This is a genomic window from Ruegeria sp. ABM4_193 (genome assembly GCF_056158705.1).
In genome coordinates this window covers 1296089-1316852 of record NZ_JBSWTT010000001.1, presented here as the reverse complement: position 1 = coordinate 1316852, position 20764 = coordinate 1296089, and the positions used below count along the sequence as shown (strand labels likewise).

At 56.7% G+C, this 20764-nt stretch carries 22 protein-coding genes; 12 read left to right on the top strand and 10 right to left on the bottom strand.

What is annotated here, in order from left to right; translation table 11 throughout:
* The first annotated feature begins 11 nt into the window (after positions 1-11).
* Complete coding sequence (locus ACXADZ_RS06585; protein WP_171668465.1) at positions 12-800, top strand: lytic murein transglycosylase; 789 nt, start codon at positions 12-14, stop codon at positions 798-800.
* Between the two features lie 199 nt (positions 801-999).
* Complete coding sequence (locus tag ACXADZ_RS06580; protein ID WP_475193954.1) at positions 1000-1911, top strand: hypothetical protein; 912 nt, start codon at positions 1000-1002, stop codon at positions 1909-1911.
* A 35-nt stretch (positions 1912-1946) separates the two neighbouring features.
* Here the strand turns inward: ACXADZ_RS06580 and ACXADZ_RS06575 are convergent, their stop codons facing one another.
* On the bottom strand, positions 1947-2690 hold the full coding sequence (locus ACXADZ_RS06575) for a heme-dependent oxidative N-demethylase family protein (protein ID WP_475193951.1): 744 nt from the start codon (positions 2688-2690) through the stop codon (positions 1947-1949).
* Positions 2691-2812: 122 nt separating this feature from the next.
* Here ACXADZ_RS06575 and dddP point away from each other — a divergent pair, with 122 nt between their 5' ends.
* Positions 2813-4156, top strand: coding sequence for a dimethylsulfonioproprionate lyase DddP (dddP, locus tag ACXADZ_RS06570; RefSeq protein ID WP_475198512.1), 1344 nt, complete (start codon positions 2813-2815; stop codon positions 4154-4156).
* 10 nt (positions 4157-4166) lie between these two features.
* Here the strand turns inward: dddP and ACXADZ_RS06565 are convergent, their stop codons facing one another.
* Positions 4167-4361, bottom strand: a complete 195-nt coding sequence (locus ACXADZ_RS06565) for a hypothetical protein (protein WP_171668469.1) — start codon at positions 4359-4361, stop codon at positions 4167-4169.
* 281 nt (positions 4362-4642) lie between these two features.
* On the opposite strand from ACXADZ_RS06565, the gene ACXADZ_RS06560 reads away from it, so the two are divergent.
* The gene (locus tag ACXADZ_RS06560; protein WP_475193949.1) at positions 4643-5857 is read left to right on the top strand and encodes a bifunctional alpha/beta hydrolase/OsmC family protein; all 1215 of its coding nucleotides are present in this window, start codon (positions 4643-4645) and stop codon (positions 5855-5857) included.
* Positions 5858-5903: 46 nt separating this feature from the next.
* On the top strand, positions 5904-6056 hold the full coding sequence (locus ACXADZ_RS06555; protein ID WP_475193947.1) for a hypothetical protein: 153 nt from the start codon (positions 5904-5906) through the stop codon (positions 6054-6056).
* Positions 6057-6231: 175 nt separating this feature from the next.
* Here ACXADZ_RS06555 and ACXADZ_RS06550 read toward each other — a convergent pair whose 3' ends face one another.
* Both ACXADZ_RS06550 and ACXADZ_RS06545 read right to left on the bottom strand, forming a co-directional pair.
* Positions 6232-6792: a hypothetical protein gene (locus ACXADZ_RS06550; RefSeq protein WP_475193945.1), complete on the bottom strand. Its 561-nt coding sequence runs from the start codon at positions 6790-6792 to the stop codon at positions 6232-6234.
* A gap of 153 nt (positions 6793-6945) precedes the next feature.
* Positions 6946-7278, bottom strand: coding sequence for a hypothetical protein (locus ACXADZ_RS06545; protein ID WP_171090748.1), 333 nt, complete (start codon positions 7276-7278; stop codon positions 6946-6948).
* An 88-nt stretch (positions 7279-7366) separates the two neighbouring features.
* Between ACXADZ_RS06545 and purB the strand changes: the two genes are divergently transcribed.
* The 4 genes from purB to ACXADZ_RS06525 all read left to right on the top strand — a co-directional run bounded on the left by purB (position 7367) and on the right by ACXADZ_RS06525 (position 11813).
* Positions 7367-8671, top strand: a complete 1305-nt coding sequence (gene purB / locus ACXADZ_RS06540) for an adenylosuccinate lyase (RefSeq protein ID WP_171668471.1) — start codon at positions 7367-7369, stop codon at positions 8669-8671.
* A gap of 379 nt (positions 8672-9050) precedes the next feature.
* A complete protein-coding gene (locus tag ACXADZ_RS06535) occupies positions 9051-9599 on the top strand; it encodes a tetratricopeptide repeat protein (protein WP_475193938.1) in 549 nt (182 codons plus the stop codon).
* A gap of 69 nt (positions 9600-9668) precedes the next feature.
* On the top strand, positions 9669-10763 hold the full coding sequence (locus ACXADZ_RS06530) for a flagellar motor switch protein FliG (protein WP_475193934.1): 1095 nt from the start codon (positions 9669-9671) through the stop codon (positions 10761-10763).
* Between the two features lie 126 nt (positions 10764-10889).
* The gene (locus ACXADZ_RS06525) at positions 10890-11813 is read left to right on the top strand and encodes a lysophospholipid acyltransferase family protein (protein ID WP_171668472.1); all 924 of its coding nucleotides are present in this window, start codon (positions 10890-10892) and stop codon (positions 11811-11813) included.
* On the opposite strand, the gene ACXADZ_RS06520 is transcribed toward ACXADZ_RS06525, so the two are convergent.
* Positions 11814-12515 (bottom strand): DUF1223 domain-containing protein, encoded by a 702-nt coding sequence (locus ACXADZ_RS06520; RefSeq protein WP_475193933.1) that lies wholly within the window; start codon positions 12513-12515, stop codon positions 11814-11816.
* A 225-nt stretch (positions 12516-12740) separates the two neighbouring features.
* On the opposite strand from ACXADZ_RS06520, the gene acnA reads away from it, so the two are divergent.
* The 3 genes from acnA to ACXADZ_RS06505 all read left to right on the top strand — a co-directional run bounded on the left by acnA (position 12741) and on the right by ACXADZ_RS06505 (position 17892).
* Complete coding sequence (acnA, locus tag ACXADZ_RS06515; RefSeq protein WP_475193930.1) at positions 12741-15431, top strand: aconitate hydratase AcnA; 2691 nt, start codon at positions 12741-12743, stop codon at positions 15429-15431.
* Between the two features lie 117 nt (positions 15432-15548).
* Entirely contained in the window at positions 15549-17051 is a 1503-nt protein-coding gene (locus ACXADZ_RS06510; RefSeq protein ID WP_475193928.1) for a BCCT family transporter, read from the top strand.
* Between the two features lie 139 nt (positions 17052-17190).
* On the top strand, positions 17191-17892 hold the full coding sequence (locus ACXADZ_RS06505) for an SDR family NAD(P)-dependent oxidoreductase (protein ID WP_475193925.1): 702 nt from the start codon (positions 17191-17193) through the stop codon (positions 17890-17892).
* Between the two features lie 25 nt (positions 17893-17917).
* Here the strand turns inward: ACXADZ_RS06505 and ACXADZ_RS06500 are convergent, their stop codons facing one another.
* The 5 genes from ACXADZ_RS06500 to ccmA form a co-directional block, all read right to left on the bottom strand.
* Positions 17918-18457 carry a DsbE family thiol:disulfide interchange protein gene (locus tag ACXADZ_RS06500; RefSeq protein WP_171185879.1) on the bottom strand — a complete coding sequence of 180 codons (540 nt, stop codon included), beginning with the start codon at positions 18455-18457 and terminating at the stop codon, positions 17918-17920.
* Positions 18450-18608: a heme exporter protein CcmD gene (gene ccmD, locus ACXADZ_RS06495; RefSeq protein WP_171185881.1), complete on the bottom strand. Its 159-nt coding sequence runs from the start codon at positions 18606-18608 to the stop codon at positions 18450-18452. Before ccmD ends, ACXADZ_RS06500 begins: the two co-directional genes overlap by 8 nt.
* Complete coding sequence (locus ACXADZ_RS06490; RefSeq protein ID WP_171090769.1) at positions 18605-19378, bottom strand: heme ABC transporter permease; 774 nt, start codon at positions 19376-19378, stop codon at positions 18605-18607. Before ACXADZ_RS06490 ends, ccmD begins: the two co-directional genes overlap by 4 nt.
* Before the next feature lie 61 nt (positions 19379-19439).
* A complete protein-coding gene (ccmB, locus tag ACXADZ_RS06485) occupies positions 19440-20096 on the bottom strand; it encodes a heme exporter protein CcmB (protein ID WP_475193918.1) in 657 nt (218 codons plus the stop codon).
* Positions 20093-20707 (bottom strand): heme ABC exporter ATP-binding protein CcmA, encoded by a 615-nt coding sequence (gene ccmA, locus ACXADZ_RS06480; RefSeq protein WP_475193916.1) that lies wholly within the window; start codon positions 20705-20707, stop codon positions 20093-20095. The genes ccmB and ccmA overlap by 4 nt, the downstream gene beginning before the upstream one ends.
* Positions 20708-20764 lie beyond the last annotated feature (57 nt).

Below are 20764 nucleotides of genomic sequence, written 5' to 3'. Positions count from 1 at the left end.
GGATTGTGCCCATGTTTCGCCTTGCAGCTATCCTCGCTTTGTCACTGACCTCGCCTGTTTTGGCCGCGCCCTGCGGGAACACCAGCGCCGGGTTTGAAGCGTGGAAAGCCGATTTTGCGAAACAGGCACGTAAGGCCGGGGTCAAGAAAAAGGGGCTGCAAGCGCTGTCGCAGACACAGTACGCAACGCGCACCATTGCGGCAGATCGCAATCAGAAAAGCTTCAAATACTCGCTAGACAAGTTCATGCGGGTTCGCGGGGCAGACACGATCGTGGCGCAAGGACGTAAACGCAAAGCCGCCAACCCCAACTATTATGCAGCCTTCGAGCGCCAGTACGGTGTGCCAGCTGGTGTGCTGATCGCCATTCATGGCATGGAAACCGGCTTTGGCAGTTTTATGGGTGACAGCCAGATTGTTTCCGCAATAACCACTCTGGCTTATGATTGTCGCCGATCCGAGTTCTTTATTCCCCACGCAATTGGGGCACTGAAACTGGTGGATATGGGCAGTATCACAATGGCGACAAAAGGGGCAAAACATGGCGAATTGGGCCATACTCAATTCCTGCCCGGCAACGCGCTGACCTATGGCGTCGATGCCACTGGTGACCGGCGTGTGGATTTCTACAATATGACGGACGCTCTAGCCTCAACCGCGAATTTTCTTCGTAAGAAAGGGTGGAAACCCGGTCGCGGTTACCAGCCCGGAGAACCAAATTTTCGTGTTTTGCAGCAGTGGAACGCGGCCTCTGTGTATCAGCAATCCATTGCCATCATGGCCGCCCGAATCGATCAATAGCGTCGCCGCACGGAAAACACGCGCCACGCTCGTTTTCGCCACATTTCCGCCACAGTGACAAACAAAAGCCTTTAGTTTCTTGGTTTCCAAAGCGTAATCAATCGCGGGAAAATTTCGTTTTTTTGCATTTTTTGCCAAATTCTCCCCCAGAACGGTTGCTAGAGTGTCTTTCGAACAATGCTTGAATAAGGACAAAGCAGTGGCTCGGAAGCATAGCTACCATGGCGGTCTGCAATTTGATGGTGACGCAACTGGCGCGCTCGAGCGCTTTGGAACCATCGTTGCGACAACGTTTGAGGACTACGGCCATCTGGTCGAGCGCAAAGCGCTGCTCAGCTATTCCGAGGCCAGCATCGTCTCGAGCCAATATCTGGTTCGGCTGACGCTGGATACAGGCACACCCGAGCAGGAAGACCGATACGAGCGCATGGATCGCGCCGCGGGGCTAAAAACCATAACAAAGCCCCGCGTCTCGCATCCTCAGAACCGGCTTGTGCTGTCAGTCACCCCCGTGTCGCCGATACTGGATGATACCGAAATCTCGGAACTGATGCTGGTGGTCATCTTGTATCGCATGGTCGATATCTGCTCGACCCGGCGGGTTGAATGGCTGTCACCGCACACGGTGCTGACGGTCGAACAATTCATGAGCGCTTTCGATACCTTGACTCCAAGTCGCGAAACGCGAGACAGGAAACAGATCTTTCAGTCCCTGACCGGTCAGTTCGCCGACGTCAAAATGCCTGAACTGGATGACAACATCACTGCCCTGCACGCTCCGACGGCTCGGCCGATCCAGCTTACGGATGAACAATTGCTCAGCATCGCGTTCCGCAGTGATGACGCCGCTCCATCTGATCAGGCAGCGCCTAGTACTGATGTGGCGACAGATGACGAACGACCAAGCGATATTCTGCGTCTCAGCAGCTGGTGTATGACAGGCGTTCTGGCCAGCGTTTCTGCACCGATCGCCTTGTCGATGACTGCAGTCAACCTGATCCGGGGCGAAGATTTCCGCCTCAACACTCAAGTGCTCGTGTTCACGTTTGCCATTGTCGCACTGAACGCCAGCAACGCGTTTGCCGACGTTGCCACCGCCTTGGGCATGTAACCAAATTACCAAGACCCTCCTTGGAGGCCCCGCCGTCAGGCGGGGTTTTCCATTTCTGCAACCGCGTGCGCAGCCAAAACATACGTATGAATGGAAAATACGACCGCATTCGTCCTGGGCAGGCGCAACATGGTTTGACGTTCACTCCGAAGATACGAGTCCTGTTGCCGGTCCCGAATTTCCCGCGGTGCGTGCACACTGCGGGGCTGGAATAGCTCGGGATCTTCATACCAGAGGGCATTGAAACGCCACAATGGGCGCCCGGGCTGAATGCCATCGAACAACCGCTGAACCCTCTTCGCAATACTGTCGTCATAGCTTTCGACGGGCACGTGAATGTCGATCAGTGGCCGCATGAATTTTTCCGCCAAACGCCAACTGGCTGGAAAGCACAGGATCGCGCCGGTCAGAACATGCTCATCCCCGCGCTTTTGAAGAATACAGAAATCTTCCTGCACCAATTTGCACAACGTATCCAACGGCTGGCTGTGGTCGATAGAAACCATTGCACCATCGGGCCTGACAACCGTCTCCCCGGCTGAAGGGTAGACTTGGGCCAAAACAAGATCCAACAGCTCGCGGGCGGCAGGTTCCGCCTGTGGATCAAGGGCCAGAACATCGTCTCGATGGTCAAAAAGCAGCTCTTCACGACGTTGCATCTGACCAGAAAATGCATCGTCCTGATGCAGCCAGTTTTCCAATGTCGTCGGTTGTATCCCCGGCAAGGCACGCGGATTTCGGACATCGTACGGAATTGTGCTTTGCAGAATCTGCCTCATGACAAAGGCTTAGCATGCCCCAGACGACGTGTCGGTCGAAAACGACAAACTCGCGGTCGCATTTTTTTCAGACGCGGTAGATCGGCACACTAGTTTCACCAAAACACATGACGAGGCCAGCCATAAATCATCACTACAGAGACACGCGCAAGATCGATCCCACCAAAGGCGCAACTTTGGGCGACGGCACTCCGAACGACAATGACCGGATTGAGATCGGACCGACGCAGCTGGCGTTTGATGAATGGGCCGCTGCCGGACTGGAATTGCCCAACCTGACCCGTATGCGGGAACATCGCTGGAAGCGGCTGACGCAGGCTGTAGTGGATCGCGGGTATGGCGGCGTGCTGATGTTCGATCCGTTGAACATTCGCTATGCGACCGACAGCACAAATATGCAGCTGTGGAACACGCATAACCCGTTCCGTGCCGTTTTGTTGTGTGCCGACGGGTACATGGTGATTTGGGATTACAAGAACTCGCCCTTCCTCAGCACGTTCAACCCACTGGTGCGTGAACAACGCTCAGGCGCGGACCTGTTTTATTTCGACCGAGGCGACAAGGTCGACGTGGCGGCGGATGTGTTCTCGAATGAAGTGCGGGTGCTGATCGAAGAGCACAGCGGCGGCAACAAACGCCTTGCCGTGGACAAGATCATGCTGCACGGCCTGCGCGCGCTTGAGGCGCAAGGTTTCGAGATCATGGAAGGCGAAGAGCTGACCGAAAAGACCCGAGCCATCAAAGGACCGGACGAAATCCTTGCTATGCGCTGCGCCAGCCATGCGTGCGAGACAGCCGTAGCTGAAATGGAGAAGTTTGCCCGTGCCAATGTGGGCAATGGGAAGACCTCAGAAGATGACATCTGGGCTGTTCTGCATGCGGAAAACATCAAGCGCGGTGGGGAATGGATCGAAACCCGCCTCCTGGCCTCGGGCCAGCGAACCAACCCGTGGTTTCAGGAATGCGGCCCTCGGATAACGCAGCAGAACGAGATCATCTCGTTCGACACCGATTTGATCGGATCCTACGGAATTTGCATAGACATTTCGCGCAGCTGGTGGATTGGCGATCAAAAACCACGGGCGGACATGATCTATGCCATGCAGCACGCACATGAACACATCATGACCAATGTGGAGATGCTCAAACCCGGTGTGATGATCCCGGAACTGACGGCAAATTCCCACAGGTTGGACGACAAGTTTCAGGCGCAGAAATACGGCTGCCTGATGCATGGCGTGGGCCTGTGCGACGAGTGGCCGCTTGTGGCCTATCCGGATAAGGCCGTCGAAGGATCCTATGACTATGCGCTGGAACCCGGAATGGTCCTGTGTGTCGAAGCTTGCGTTGGCGAGGTTGGCGGTGATTTCAGCATCAAGCTTGAAGATCAGGTTCTCATTACCGAGGACGGCTATGAGAACCTGACAAAGTACCCGTTCGATGCCCGCTTAATGGGGGCAGAGTGAGGCCAACGCCTCACTTTGACCAATGCGACCGGCGGACATTGCCGTGCCAGTCTTCCAGGATCGGTTCGTCTTGAACCTGTGGCCCGCTCAAGTTTGCGGGCCAGGACTGTCCAGCGACAAAGCCTGTGACACCGGCCAGTAGCAACGCGATGATCCACAGAGGGTGCATCACAGGGGTGCGGGCGGTGATTTCTGCGTGTGACATGGGTATCTCCTTGGTCGACAACTGCGATCCATAGATGTGTCCCAATAGAATATAAGTAAAATGAATGTTTGATTTGCCTAACTTCACAATACATGATGTTATAAGTGCAAGTTTGTAAGACCGCCCTCTCAATCACTACGCTTAGCTACATGATGGTTCACAGGTGAGAAAACGCGCACAAAGTTCTCACCTTCACGTGACGCGACTGACATAAGGGTTGAGACCGGACCAACACAAACCCACTATTGTCGGTGTTCCCCCAACCCATTCAAGGAGCCGACATGCCCACGGAACGCATTACCTTTGCCGGACATGACGGCAGCCAACTGGCCGCGCGTCTTGACCTGCCGGACGGTCCGGTGCTGGCGACAGCGCTCTTTGCCCATTGCTTTACATGTTCCAAGGACATCCCAGCGGCCCGACGTATATCTGCCCGACTGGCCGCCATGGGGATCGCAGTTCTGCGCTTTGACTTTACCGGGCTGGGCCATTCCGAAGGAGAGTTCGCGAACACGACCTTTACCTCGAATGTCGAAGACCTGATTGCCGCCGCGCAATACCTGGCCGGACGGAACATGGCCCCAGCCCTGTTGATCGGACATTCGCTGGGCGGCGCAGCCGTTCTGCGTGCACGGGCGGGCATTCCGTCGATAAAAGCCGTGGTGACCATCGGGGCTCCGGCAGACCCAAGTCATGTCTCGCATCATTTCGAAGCCGCTTTACCGCAGATTGAGCAGGACGGCAGTGCCGAAGTCACGTTAGGCGGGCGTCCTTTCCGCATTGGCAAAGCCTTTGTAGATGACATCGCGCAATCTGCCTTGTCGGCGTCGATTGCCGAACTCAAAGCTGCGTTGTTGATCCTTCACGCACCGCGGGATGAAACCGTCAGCATCGATAACGCCAGCACGATTTTTCTGGCGGCAAAACATCCCAAAAGCTTTGTGACTCTCGACGATGCCGATCACCTGATCACAGGTGCTGAGGATGCCGAATATGCGGCTGATGTGATAACCGCATGGGTTTCGCGTTACGTAAAGCTTTGCCCACCCGCCCCGCCACCCGGTGCCCCGGAAGGTGTTGTACGTGTCACCGAGGCTGACCCAAGCGGCTTTATGCAAGATATTCAGGCCGGACCCCATCACCACGCGGTCGCGGATGAGCCGGTCTCGTACGGCGGTACAGACAAAGGCATGTCCCCCTACGGGTTTGTATCCGCTGGTCTGGGCGCTTGCACATCCATGACGATCCGGATGTACGCCCGGCGCAAGCGCTGGCCCCTGACAAATGTCAGCGTTGATGTCTGTCATGACAAAGTACATGCGCAGGATGCAGGTCTGGCCAATGAGGGCAAAGTGGATCAGTTTCGTCGGAAAATCCGTCTGACCGGTCCGCTGGATCAGGCGCAAAAACAGCGCCTGCTTGAGATAGCTGACAAATGCCCGGTACACCGAACGCTGGAAGGTTCCGCCCATATCACAACCGAGCTTCTGCCGTAAAAAAAGGCCGCCTGTCTGGCGGCCTTTAATTTTTAGCGGCGCGGTGATGGCCGATGAATGGGTGGCCGTGCGGCAGGTGGACGCGCCGTCGGCGGCCTTGGCCGTGCAGGCGGTTTGGCAACCGGCGGTTTCGGACGTTCAGGACGAACTGGGCGGTCGGGCCGGTTTGGTCGATCAGGCCGGTCGATGTCGATATTGACGTCTCGACGGTAATAGTCGTTCCAAAGCATCGAGTCGTAGAACGGGTCGTACCCATATCCATACCCAACGCCAACCGAGACGCCTTCACAGGCCGACAATCCAAAGCTTGCTGCGCCCAACCCAAGTGCAAGAGAAATCCGTCTGATCATTTGAAAATTCATCGCACCCTCTCCTTACTGAAGCGACCGGAACGACGCGAAGACTGCGTTCAGATCGTCAGCATAGTCCGGATTCGCACCATCGCGCAGGATGGCCACGGCAACTGCAACGCGGCCCCGCGGCAGGTCAATGAGCGTTGCTGTAAAGCTGACCCCCCTGCCTTCGCGGCGTCCGGTGCCCCGGAACACCTTCGCAGGCAATCCTCCGATACGTGTGTCGCTGGTGCTGGTGACGGTTGGATTGTTGACCAGAAACTTGTCGATATCCTGCAAGTAGCGGACACCATCCTGAATGGATGCAACGCCGTCTGGCGAAACAAACCCCATCCAGACTGTATCGTCTGTCACCGGGCGCATTCCCATGACGCGTGACACTCCGCGCGTATCACCCAGCTCGGAATCCTCGATCTCTCGCGGGCCGCCAGTGCGCAGCACCCAGAAGTCAGGGACACTGAATCGAAACAACGCACGACCATCTTCTGTGTATGTCACCGGAGTATCGGCTGTCACTGACCCTGCCGCGCCAAGCCACACGGCAGCGCACGCGGCCAGCAATGATCCTGAAAATAAACGCATATCTCAATAACCTGATGATTTCCTCAAACGCAGCTTGACCCTTCCAGACGCAGTTTGTCCAGTACCGGCACGCAAAGACCGGGCGGATTACGACCCCGCATGTGAGCTTTCAAAGCGCGGTTGCCGTCGCCGACGGGGTTAGAAATCGCGCCTCTATTGCGCGTAAACGCCGTCTGTCTGACCGCCTGCATCATCGACGAACCGGATAGTATCCTCATTGCGGAAGACATCGTAACAGGCCCACAAATCTGAAGGTGGCCAGATCGAACAATACTGATCCTCGCGCACGGCCCAGCGCCCGGCGCTTGGCCCACCCGAGAAGTACTGCGTGCTCATGCTGGCCTCGAAGGTTTGCCAAACCCCTGCACCATATTCGAGTTTCTTGTCCGTCAGCGCAGCTAGAATTTCATCACCTGACAATTTCTGAAAGCCATCTGCGGCCAAAACACCCGGCCAAAGGGCCAAAATCAGGGCAAACCGTCTCATACGCGTTCTCTCTTCTTGTTCCCGGCTGCACACAGGGCTAAACCCCGCGCCAACGCCTCATCCCAATCACAAAAAGGTGCTGCCGCCAATGATTCCTCGTTATTCCCGCCCTGACATGGTCGCCATCTGGTCGCCCGAGAGCAAGTTCCGCATCTGGTACGAGATCGAGGCACATGCTTGCGATGCCATGGCCGATCTGGGCGTCATCCCGCGCGAAAACGCCGAGGCCGTGTGGAAAGCCAAAGACGTGGAATTCGACGTAGCCCGTATTGATGAGATTGAGGCCGTCACCAAACACGATGTCATCGCCTTCCTGACCCATCTGGCCGAGCATGTGGGCAGCGAAGAAGCCCGTTTTGTGCATCAGGGCATGACCAGTTCCGACGTGCTGGACACCTGCCTGAACGTACAACTGACCCGCGCCGCTGACATACTGATCGCCGATCTTGAAGGTCTTCTGGCCGCGCTCAAGCGCCGCGCGATTGAACATAAGGACACTGTACGCATCGGTCGTAGCCACGGCATCCATGCCGAGCCTACCACGATGGGCCTGACCTTTGCCCGCTTCTACGCCGAGATGGACCGCAACCTGTCGCGCATGCGTGACGCTCGCGCGGAAATCGCAACCGGCGCGATCAGCGGTGCGGTTGGCACCTTCGCCAATATCGATCCGCGCGTCGAAGAACATGTCTGCGACCAGATGGGGCTGGTGCCGGAACCAATCAGCACGCAGGTCATACCGCGAGACCGCCACGCCGCGTTCTTTGCGACTCTGGGCGTCATCGCCAGCAGCATCGAAAACATCGCCATCGAAATCCGCCACATGCAGCGGACCGAGGTGTTGGAAGGGGCCGAGTTTTTCTCGATGGGCCAGAAAGGTTCTTCGGCCATGCCGCATAAGAAGAACCCGGTTCTGACCGAGAACCTGACAGGTTTGGCGCGCATGGTCCGCGCGGCCGTGATCCCGGCGATGGAAAACGTGGCGCTCTGGCACGAGCGTGATATTTCGCATTCGTCAGTTGAACGTATGATCGGGCCGGACGCCACGATCACGCTCGATTTCGCGCTGGCACGACTGACTGGCGTGGTCGACAAGATGCTGATCTTCCCTGAAAACATGATGGAGAACATGAACAAATTCCCAGGCCTTGTCATGAGCCAGCGGGTTTTGTTGGCGCTGACCCAAGCCGGTGTCAGCCGTGAAGACGCATACGCCATGGTCCAACGCAACGCGCTGAAGGTCTGGGAACATCGCACCGACTTCAAAGAAGAGTTGCTGGCAGATGCGGATGTCACCGCTGCGCTCAGCCCTGAAGAAATCGAAGAAAAATTCGACCTCGGCTATCACACCAAGCATGTCGATACGATCTTTGCCCGAGTGTTCGGCGAATAATTCTTAAGTCGATCAAGCAGTTCAGGGGCCCGGTTCGCACGCAGCGATCCGAGCCTTGTTCTTTTGCCAGATCATCAAAAATCGGTTATCTTGTCCGCGCATTCCTGAACAGGAGAAGCTTGATGATCCGGACTTTGATTTGCGCATTGGCCCTTGGCTGCTCAGCCTTTGTCGCTTTGGCCTGCAGCGCCCATACTGAACAAACGCAGTCCTGCGCGCCGGGAACACAATGGGACGCCGAAGCCCATAGCTGCGTAAAAACTGTCAATAGCTGAGGTTTTTCTTTCCTACTTGTGAATAAAAGCGACAGCGCAATTGTTAGCCTTTTATCAAATCGCGCTATGCTTGATCAGAGCAGCCCAAAGAACGGAGTAGGAAAATGCGCCTTGTTTTAGTTTCAGCTATTGCCCTTCAGGCTTTCGCCTTCGCACCGGCTTTGTATGCAGCCGGCGATGGTGGCAGCACCACGACCCCACCAAAACCAACGAACACGACCAAGAGGTGCCTTTTTGGCCGCGTCTACGACAAGGACGCGGGGCGTTGTGTCAAACCGAACAAGACCAATTTCACCGATGATGAGCTGTATGACGCCGTGCGCGAGCTGGCTTATGACGGGCAATTCGAGAACGCTCAGAACATTCTGCGCATCATGGATCAGGACGATGATCGCGTCCTGACGTATTGGGGTTTTACGTACCGCAAAATGGGTGAGCTTGAGCTAGCAAGCGTCTTCTACACCAATGCCATCAACTCTAACCCCGACAACATCCTCGCCCGCAGTTACATGGGACAGGGCTTTGTCGCCGAAGGCAGAACCGATCTTGCGATCGAGCAATGGCGCGAGATCAAAGCACGTGGTGGCGAAGGAACCTGGGCCGAGGCATCGTTGCGTGAAGCCATCCGCACCGGGCTGACCTATAACTACTAAACTTCAAGGTTATTTAACCCAATTCTCCGTAATCTGCCTGTGGTTCAGAAATTTTGGCACCACAGGCAGATGCAGGACACAAACGCATTGATACAAGCGGCACCCGGGGCATCCGCTCCGCTTGCCACAGGGAATGACGACACACCGCGACTTGTTCCCAGGACATTGACCAGCCGCCAGAAGGCTGCGGTTGTTGTGCGCCTTTTGCTCAACGAAGGCGCGGATCTTCCTCTGGAAGAACTGCCAGATGATCTGCAAGAAAGGCTGACACATCAACTTGGCGAGATGGGGCTGGTGGATCGTGTAACTCTGGATGCCGTGGCGCAGGAATTCAGCGAGGCTTTGAATAACCTTGGGCTGGCGTTTCCGCACGGGCTGGCAGGGGCACTGGATGCAGTAACCGGAAAAATCGCCCCCAAAACGGCGGCCCGTCTGCGCAAAGTGGCGGGTGTACGTCAGGTCGGCGATCCGTGGCAAAGACTGCGCGACATCCCTGCCGAGGATCTTGCCGCCATGGCTCAGGCGGAAAGCACCGAAGTGGCTGCTGTGATGCTATCCAAAATGGACACCGCACAGGCGGCTCAGATGCTGGGTCATGTGCCCGGCCCGGTGGCCCGTCGGATCACTTACGCAGTTTCAAAGACGGCAAATGTCACCCCCGAATTGGTTGAACGAATTGGCTGGTCCTTGGCTGCGCAACTGGATCAGCGCCCGGCTCAGGCGTTCGATGACGGCCCCGGCGCGCGTGTCGGCGCGATCCTGAACCAGTCTGCGGCTGCAACGCGTGACGATTTGCTGAATGCACTGGATGAGGATGACGCCGCTTTTGCCGATCTCGTGCGTCAATCAATCTTTACCTTCGCCCATATCTCCAGCCGTATCGCAGCCCGCGATGTTCCCGCCATACTGCGCGAAGTGGACCAACCCGTTCTGGTCACGGCCCTAACCGGAGCAGCCGCCGATGATGACAAAGCATCGGTCGAGTTTCTTTTGTCCAACATCTCGTCCCGCATGGCGGATAATTTGCGCGCAGAGATGGGCGAACGTGGACGCGTCAAGCAATCTGAAGCTGAAGACGCGATGACACAGGTGGTTGGTGCCATTCGGACATTGGCTGATGCAGGAACAATCGCTTTGGTCGATCCCGAAGAAGAGGCCGGATAGCACTTAAGTCAAGATTATGCGCCGCGATCCGTCCACTTTGATCGGCACCTTGCTGAACGCTTGAGCTTACCAACATCGGCCTGTATGTCTGGCACAGAACTTCGCAACACGCGGTGAGATGCCTCCATGCCCGTCGAAAAGTCGGAGCTCAGCAAGTTTGAGCTTGGAAAATACTATGTCACCAATCTGGTCCTTCAGGGGATTATCGGGGCAATGCGCCTGCTTCCTTATGAACGGCGCATCGCGACCATGGGCGCGATCATGCGATCACTGGCCCCGGTGGTTGGTTTTCGCACACGTATCCGTCGCAATCTGAAGCTCACCTGCCCTGACCTTTCCGATGCCGAGGTTAAAAAGATTTGTCGTGATGTGCCGGACAATGCAGGTCGGGCGATCATGGAGCATTTTTCGCCAGAGGGCTTCACCGAGCGTCAGAGTACAGCAAAGATTTCAGGCCCAGGCATTGCCGCCTTTGATGCAGCAGTCGCCGAAGGGCGCCCGGTCATGATGATTACTGCGCATTTTGGCCACTATCTGGCCGCGCGCATTGCCCTGCAAAAACACAGCGGTCAGCCGATAGGCTGCCTGTATCGCAGGATGGCAAACCCTTATTTCAACGACGCTTACGTAGAAGCCTTCTACAAGACCGGTGCCCCCATGTTCGAACAAGGACGTCGAGGGATGGTTGAAATGGTGCGCACGCTGAAAAAGGGTGGCATCATTGCCATCGTGTCTGACCTTCACGCCATGGGGGGCGAAGAACTGATGTTTTTCGACAAACCCGCCGTGACCTCTGTGCTGAACGCTGAACTCGCGATGAAATACAAGGCGGAACTCATCCCTTGCTACGCTGTGCGTCAACCCAATGGCATAGATTTTGAGATCATTTTGCACGATCCGGTTCCGCATACGGATCCAAAAACCATGACCCAGTTCACCAATGATGACCTAGAGAAGATGGTCCGCCAGCATATGGGGCAATGGTTCTGGATTCACCGCCGCTGGAAGCACTGGAACGGGCTTGGCATTGCCCCGGACGAGATGCCTTGATCACTTCACGCGCGTTGCCGCAACAATAGGGCCGTGGCCTGCGCGTTGAACCAAAACAACCGCCGGAAGATCCGATCCAAGTTGGGCTGAGAAGGTTTGTGGTGCGACGCCGTCCCATTGCCCGGCGATCTGCCAGGTTTCCACCACATTGGCATAGTCCAAGTCTTGCCCGGCCAGCTCTCCACGACGGATCGAGGCGTGGCGCATGGGCGAATACTGGACGACACGAATGTCATAGGTCTCGCCCTCCGGCAATTCTACCGGCATGACTTCCACAGTCACTTCATCCGCTGTCCGGGTTGCGATCACCGAAGCCTCGGGCACTGCCTTAAGATGCGCATTGATCAGGCGGTCGAGCTCTCGAGATTGCGCACCCACAATGTCATGCTGCCCGTTGATCACCATCTGCGGCGTATAGATCATCGAGCGCCCCCCTTCCCGGGCATAGGCGCGCTGCCGTGTGGTGTGGTCCGGGTCAGCGTATTCATCCTTCCACCCAATGTAGTCCCAATAGTCCACGTGCAGCGCCAAGCCGATGACGTCGTCTCGCTTGGCCAGATCATGCATCAGCCGGTCCGCCGGGGGACAAGACGAACAGCCTTGTGACGTAAACAATTCAACCACCACAGGATCATCCTCGGCCGCGACAGAGGCAGCCAGAAAACAGGACACCAGGGCAGTCAAAATGGCGGGTCTGAACATAAGAACTCTCGATTTCGGCGGTTGGGATTCAGCAATAGCTGCTTTGCTGTTCAACGACCAATCAAGGTTTCTTGAGGCGCAGATGCACATTTGCCTCATCAATGTGTGCGATGGTATACAAAATTGCTCCCTTTATTCTTGTTCTTCCTTGAACGAGGGGGTTTGGTGATACAGATAACAGACAGCGAATCCCATTGCCCAAGTCATTTGACAAGGAGGCCACTGATGCCCATCAGAGTCGGACAGGACACTGCCAAGACACGCCGCAGCCTAAGCGTGAACGGCAAATCCATTTCATATTATTCCATCCCCGCCGCCCAAGAGGCCGGTCTGGGTGATTTCTCGAAACTTCCAGCGGCACTGAAAGTCGTGCTGGAAAACATGCTGCGGTTCGAAGATGACGGCTTTTCAGTCTCTGTCGAAGACATCAAAGCATTCGCCGAATGGGGCGTGAACGGTGGGAAGAACCCGCGTGAGATAGCGTACCGCCCTGCCCGCGTGCTAATGCAGGATTTCACCGGCGTTCCGGCGGTCGTGGACCTTGCTGCGATGCGCGACGGCATCAAAGGACTGGGCGGCGATGCACAGAAAATCAATCCGCTGAACCCGGTTGATCTGGTCATCGACCACTCGGTCATGATTGACGAATTCGGCAATCCGCGCGCATTTCAGATGAACGTGGACCGCGAATACGAACGCAATATGGAACGCTACCAGTTTCTGAAATGGGGCCAGTCGGCGTTCAACAACTTCCGTGTCGTGCCCCCCGGAACCGGTATCTGCCATCAGGTGAATCTGGAGTATCTTGCGCAGACTGTCTGGTCGGACACAGACCAAAACGGGGATGAGGTCGCTTATCCTGATACGTTGGTCGGCACCGACAGCCACACCACCATGGTCAACGGCATGGCCGTTCTGGGTTGGGGCGTTGGCGGCATCGAAGCCGAGGCCGCGATGCTGGGTCAGCCGATCTCGATGCTGATACCCGAAGTCGTTGGTTTTGAACTGACGGGTTCGATGGTCGAAGGCACCACCGGTACAGACCTTGTTCTCAAGGTCGTGGAAATGCTGCGCGAAAAGGGCGTTGTTGGTAAGTTCGTAGAGTTCTACGGCGAAGGCCTGGACCGCCTGCCGCTGGCCGATCGTGCGACCATCGCCAACATGGCACCAGAGTACGGTGCGACCTGCGGCTTCTTCCCCATCGACGGCGAGACCCTTCGTTACATGCGCAATACCGGCCGCGACGAGGACCGTCTGTCGCTGGTCGAAGCCTATGCCAAGGAAAACGGCCTTTGGCGCGATGCGGACTATGCTCCGATCTACACCGATACCCTGACGCTGGACATGAGCACCATCGTTCCGGCGATCTCGGGCCCGAAGCGCCCGCAGGACTATGTTGCCCTGACCGACGCCAAGGCGGCCTTTACCAAGGAAATGGCCGAGACCTTCAAACGCCCGATGGGCAAACAGGTCGAAGTCAAAGGCGAAGAATACGGCATGGAGTTGGGTAAGGTCGTGATCGCTTCGATTACCTCCTGCACCAACACCTCGAACCCTTATGTGATGATCGGCGCTGGTTTGGTGGCGAAGAAAGCACATGAACTGGGGCTGAACCGTCAACCCTGGGTCAAGACATCTCTGGCCCCCGGTTCGCAGGTCGTGTCTGAATACCTCGAGGCCGCCGGTCTGCAACAGCATCTGGACGCCATCGGGTTCAACCTTGTTGGTTATGGCTGTACCACCTGCATTGGGAACTCGGGCCCGATCCAGAAAGAAATTTCCGAGGCAATTGCCGAGGGCGATCTGGTCGCCACGTCGGTTTTGTCCGGCAACCGCAACTTCGAGGGGCGTATTTCACCGGACGTCCGTGCCAACTATCTGGCCTCGCCGCCACTGGTGGTGGTTTATGCACTGGCCGGCACGATGGATATTGACCTGACCTCGGAACCGATCGGTCAGGACAAGGACGGCAATGACGTCTTCATGAAAGACATCTGGCCGACCCAGAGTGAAATCGCTGAACTGGTCGAGGCCACTGTGACCCGCGAGGCGTTTCAGTCAAAATACGCGGATGTCTTCAAAGGTGACGAGAAATGGCGCGGGGTCGAAGTTCCACAACAGGAAACCTACAACTGGCCGCCGACCTCGACCTACATTCAAAACCCGCCTTACTTTCAGGGCATGGGTGCTGAACCGGGCACAATCTCGAATATCGAAGGGGCCAAGGTTCTGGCGATTCTGGGCGACATGGTCACAACCGACCATATCTCGCCTGCCGGGTCATTTGCGACGACCTCGCCCGCTGGCCAGTATCTGATCGAACGGCAGGTGCAACCGCGTGAGTTCAACTCTTACGGCTCACGCCGCGGCAATCACGAGGTCATGATGCGCGGCACCTTCGCCAATATCCGCATCAAGAACGAGATGCTGGAGGGCGTTGAAGGCGGTTACACCAAGGGCCCGGATGGCGAACAGACCTCGATCTACGACGCGTCGATGGCCTATCAGGCGAACGGCACGCCGTTGGTGGTGTTTGGTGGCGAGCAGTACGGCGCGGGCTCAAGCCGCGACTGGGCAGCCAAAGGCACTGCGCTGCTGGGTGTGAAAGCCGTCATCGCCGAAAGCTTTGAGCGTATCCACCGGTCAAACCTGGTTGGAATGGGCGTCATTCCGTTTGAATTTACGGGGGGTGACACACGCAAGACGCTTGGCCTGAAAGGGGATGAAACCGTCTCAATCCACGGATTGGATTCAGTTGAGCCCCTGCAAGAGGTGCCCTGCACAATAGTTTATGGCGACGGAAGTGAGAAAACCATCACCCTGAAATGCCGCATCGATACCGCACCCGAGATTGAATACATCGAAAACGGTGGCGTGTTGCACTATGTGCTGCGCAACCTTGCAAAGGCATCGTGACCAGACAGCTCAACGTGCGAATTAACCCCCCGGCCAAGCGCCGGGGGTTTTGTTTTCTGGTCATCCATTCGAAAACCTGAAACTGTTGGGCAAGGTCATTCACGGAAGCCACGCGCCATGCAAAAACCAAACGCCCTGCTGGTTTGTTCCCTCAGTGTCATTGCCGTGATCGGGATATGGGGGGTTGTCGACATCCAGAGTTTGGTGACCTGGGCCAGTGGTATTGTCCAACAGACCTTCCACAGCCGGGGATGGTTTGTGATGCTTGCCGCCTCGGGCATGTTGATCGGGTGTCTGGTTCTGGCGTTCTCGAAATACGGGAACATTCGCCTTGGTCGCGATGACGAAGAACCTGAATTCTCCACCGCCACATGGATTTCGATGTTGTTCTCAGCCGGGATGGGGGTCGGTCTTTTGTTCTGGGCCGTGGCCGAACCATTAACCCACTTCAATTTCATCTCAGGCATGGCACCCGATTACATCGCGGCGCAGCAGGCCATGCTGGCGACCAACTTCCATTGGGGCCTGCACGCTTGGGCCATTTACGGATCAACTGCGCTGACCATCGCATATTTCAGCTTCCGGCGCGGCACCGGGATGATGGTCAGCGCACCGATCATAAGCCTGTTTCCCGGTGAACGCTGGGCCGAACGTGTCGGATGGCTTTCAGACTTCATGGCGATCATTGCAATTGCCATTGGCGTTGGTGGCTCAATGGCCATGGGCGTCTTTCAGGTCGCAGACGGAATCGCGGTGTTGGGAGGCCGGGAAACGGGCGGAGCATTTTTGATTACCGTCGTGTTTCTGGCAATGGTCGGAGCTTACATCCCTGCGCTTTTGATTGATCTGGGGCAGGGTATGGCGCGCTTATCTAACGCTGCCATGCTGATTGCGATCGGCCTCGTGGCCTACACCATCATTCTTGGGCCAACCGAATACCTTTTGAATACCGTGGTGCAGGGATTTGGCGATTACGTCACCAATGTCATCCCACGCGGCTTTCAAACCTTCACGTTTTTTGGGGACGACGTCACCAGATGGTTCAGCGACTGGACCCTCACCTACATGGTCTGGTGGATCGCCTGGGGGCCATTTGTAGGTGTCTTCGTGGCGCGTATCTCTCGTGGTCGAACGATACGAGAGTTTGTGATCGGGGTACTGTTCGCCCCCACTTTGTTTTCAATCCTCTGGTTTGGCGCGTTTGGCGGTATCGGACTTTTCGAGGCGCTCAACGGGGCGGGCGAACTGTTGGCCTACACGCAGACAAACATTGAACGCGTGACCTTTGCCCTGCTCGACCGGCTGCCGCTGTCGTTGATCACAACACTCGCAACGGTATTGGCTGCGTTTCTGTTCATTGTGACCAGCGTCGTCAGCGCGGCATTTGTCCTTGGCACCTTCTCGACCGGAGGAGACGAGAACCCTCCTCCGCGCGTGCGCCTGATCTGGGGGGCCTTGCTGGGGCTGCTGAGCGTGGCGATGATCCTTTCCGGGTCAGTGGATTCGGTCAAGATCCTCATCTCGCTTGGTGCTTTACCCTTTGTCTTTATTTCAGTCCTGCTGATGGTCTGCCTGTTCCGCGGCCTAAGAGAGGAGGGCCAGCACGATGCTGATCGGTGATCTCACAGATACTCTGATGAACCTGGTAACCTTTGCGTTCATCGCGGCGATGATCTGGATTCTGCTGCGCAGCTGACGCTTTTCCAAGGCGATCAGATTAAGCGTTGAAACACATCCACTTTACAGATTTGGTGTGCCTATGGAAAAAGTTGCACTGATAACCGGCGGCGCCCGGGGGATTGGCCGCGCAATCGTCGAAAACCTCGGTCATGATCACCAAATCGCGTTCACGTGGTTGAACAGCGCCCCCGATTTGGATGTGTTGGATGGCGACGTTCTGGCGATACGCTCAGACCTGACGCAGCAAGATCAGCCCACTCGCGTGATTGATCAGGTCATCGCACAGTTCGGACGGCTGGATGTCATTGTGAACAATGCCGGGCTTGTCCACCCAACGCCTAAAGAGGCGTTCAATTCGCAGGATCACAGAGACATCCTTGACCTGAATTTGCTTGCACCCGTGGCCCTTCTGACCGCCGCCCTGCCCCACCTGCAAGCCGGGGCATCCATCGTGAACATCTCGTCCATGAACGCGACCCTCCCACCGCGCGATGCCGCGACCTATGGGGCCAGCAAGGCTGCGCTCAACCTGTGGACCCGTGCCATGGCCAAGGAACTGGGTCCGCAGGGTATTCGGGTCAATGCGATTGCCCCAGGCGCGATCAATATCCCCGAGGCTCCACGCTCTGACGATCTGACGGAATTGTTTGTCAAAGACACCGCCCTTGGCCGGGTTGGCGCGCCGGAAGACATCGCAAAAGTCGTGCGCTTTCTTGCCTCGGACGAAGCGGGGTTCATAACCGGTGAAGTCTTAGGTGTCACCGGGGGCTATCGGTTGTAATTCTAGCTGATGCAAAATGAGGGCGTTATCCGCCCGCAGCCTTTTCTAAGGCAGGGCGGATCGTGCTTTCGATCACACGCTGCGTAATAGGCCCGGCAAAACGCAGGATGATGGTGCCATCGCCATCAATCACATAGGTTTCAGGCACGCCGTAAAGGCCCCAATCCAGCGCCATGCGGCCTTGCTCGTCCCGTCCCATCGCAGTGTAAGGATCGCCAAGCTCGGTCAGAAATGCGTCTGCGTTGGCCAACTGGTCCTTGTAGTTGATACCATAGACCGGAATGCCTTCTTTCGCCAAAGCGTCCAGATTGGGGTGTTCGGCGCGACAAGGGGCGCACCAACTGGCCCAATAGTTGACCAGCTTGACCTCTCCGTCGCGCAGGGTTGCGTCATCGAATGGGATTTTGCCGGGAAACTCGCTTAGGACCACAGGCGGGGCGGGCTGCCCTTCCCGCGCGGATGGCAGAGCGTTTGGATCGTCGCGGAACATGCCGATTCCAGCCAATACGGCAAAGGCACCAAAAATCAGCGGCGGAGCGATCATCAAGGGCGAAATCTTAGCCATTGCGCGACATCCTTTGTTCGACCTTTTCCATATCTTTGCGCACCTTGCGTCCACGCATCACACTGAACGCAACCAAGGCCACCAGAAGAACGATCGACACGGCATAAGACGACAGAACCGCGTCAGCATATTTTCCAAGATCGGGAATCATCCGCCCACCCTTTCCCGCGCCATCAGCGCCTTGATCCGACGCGCGCGAATTTCGGTTCCGGTACGGTACAGCACCAATGCGATGAACAGCAGAACAAAGCCGATGATGCAGACCAGCAGCGGATAGAAGAAAATGTTGCTGACCTTTTCTTCGGTGTCTGTCCCGGTCACTGCTGCTGCGCGCATGACAGATGCGCCCTGATGAAGCCCCTGATTCCAGAAGTTCACCGCATAACGGCTGAGGATCGCAAAAACAGACCCCACAAGGCACAGGACCGAGGTCAGGTCGGCCGCAGTGTCGGGATCTTCAATCGCCTCCCACAGGGCGACATATCCAAGGTAGAACAGGAACAGGATCAGAAACGAGGTCAGTCTCGGATCCCAGGCCCACCAGGTGCCCCACATAGGCTGGCCCCAGATCGCGCCTGTCAGCAAAGCAATAAGGGTCATCACAATCCCAATCGGTGCCGCCGCCCGCGCTGCCAGCGCACTGACATGGTGACGTCGTACCAGCCAAACCAACGACGTCGCCAGCATCATAAGCCAGCAGTTGATCGCCATCAGTGCCGCAGGCACATGCAGATAGATGATCTTGACCGTCGACCCTTGTTTGTAATCGTCCGGCGTAAAGAAAAAGCCCCAGATCAGCCCAACGACGATGCAGGCAATCGAGGTGATCCAGAAAAACGGAAGGACACGCTCGCTGGTTGCAAGAAACTTGCGCGGGTTGGCATATTCCCAGAGGGCATTGGCTTTGGCTGCGATAGACATGGGCCCTATCTAGTCCGAGTTGGGGTGGTTCTCAATTGACCTCGGTCAATATTGAGACGGTTCACCGCAGATTGATCCGCAACACTGCCGCGCTGGCGAAGGGCAGCAGCGCGATCGTCGCCGCCGTGATGCCTGCCAGCATGAGCAAAGGCGTCTGTACTTCCATGTCCGTTGCGCCGCGACGCGCAACCTCGGCCCCGAAAATCAATGTGGGCACGTATAGCGGCAGCACCAGCAGTGATAAAAGCAAGCCGCCACGCTTCAAGCCGACGGTCAAAGCCGCGCCAAAAGTTCCGATCACGCTCATCGCAGGGGTGCCGATCAGCAGTGAAATCACCAGCCAAAAAAAACCCGGCACAGGAAGGTTGAGCAGTACGCCCAAGAACGGAGCGGCTAGAACCAGTGGCAATCCTGTGGTCAGCCAATGCGCCAAAGCCTTGATGGTCACAACCGATTCCAGCGGTAGCGGCGCGGTGGCCAACAAGTCCAGCGACCCGTCCTCCCAATCCAAGGCTAGCAAGCGGTCGAGCGACAGCAAACAGGCCAGCAACGCCCCCAGCCAAAGAACTCCGGGTGCTATGGTCGAAAGCAGCGAGAATTGTGGCCCAACAGCAAACGGCACCATCACGGTCACGATCAGAAAAAACGCCAGTCCCAGTCCAAAACCGCCGCCTGCACGGAAGGCCAGTTTCAGGTCGCGCAGCAAAAGGGCGATCACAGGAAGCCTCCGTCGAAATCGTCAATGGGTTTGGGTTTGGCTTTGTTGGGTCCTACGTCCAGAACCTCTCCGTCCAGGCCAAGATCGATATGGGTCGCAATCAGGGCCGACCCACCCTGTCCCAGATGGGCCCGCACCGCATCGGCAAACATCTGCACCGCGTTTTTGTCCAGCGACACGGTGGGCTCATCCAGCATCCAGATCGGTCGTCCAGTCACCAGCATCCGGGCAAGCCCCAGCCGTCGCTTCTGACCAGCTGATAGATTACCGGCATGGCGATCGGCCAACTCGTTCAGATCAAACGCATCCAATGCGTCTTGTATACCGCTTGTCCCAAAGACCGAGGCCCAGAAGGTCAAGTTCTCGGTCACCGTCAATGTTGGTTTCAACCCGTCCGAATGCGCCGCATAGGCAATTTGATCTTCGGCACCTTCAATGGTTCCTGCAAGCGGCGGCTGCAAACCTGCCAAAGTGCGCAGAAGGGTCGTTTTGCCGATCCCGTTCGGCCCACGCAAGATCAATGCCCTACCGGGTGGCAGCTGAAAGCTGAGACCTTCCAGCACTGGAATGCCCCCACGCGTGATCGACAAGTCGGATACAGTCAGAGTCATGAAACCCGCTTAGCGGATTGTTTGCAGGGGCAAAAGGCAAGATTTGCCGCAGGGTCG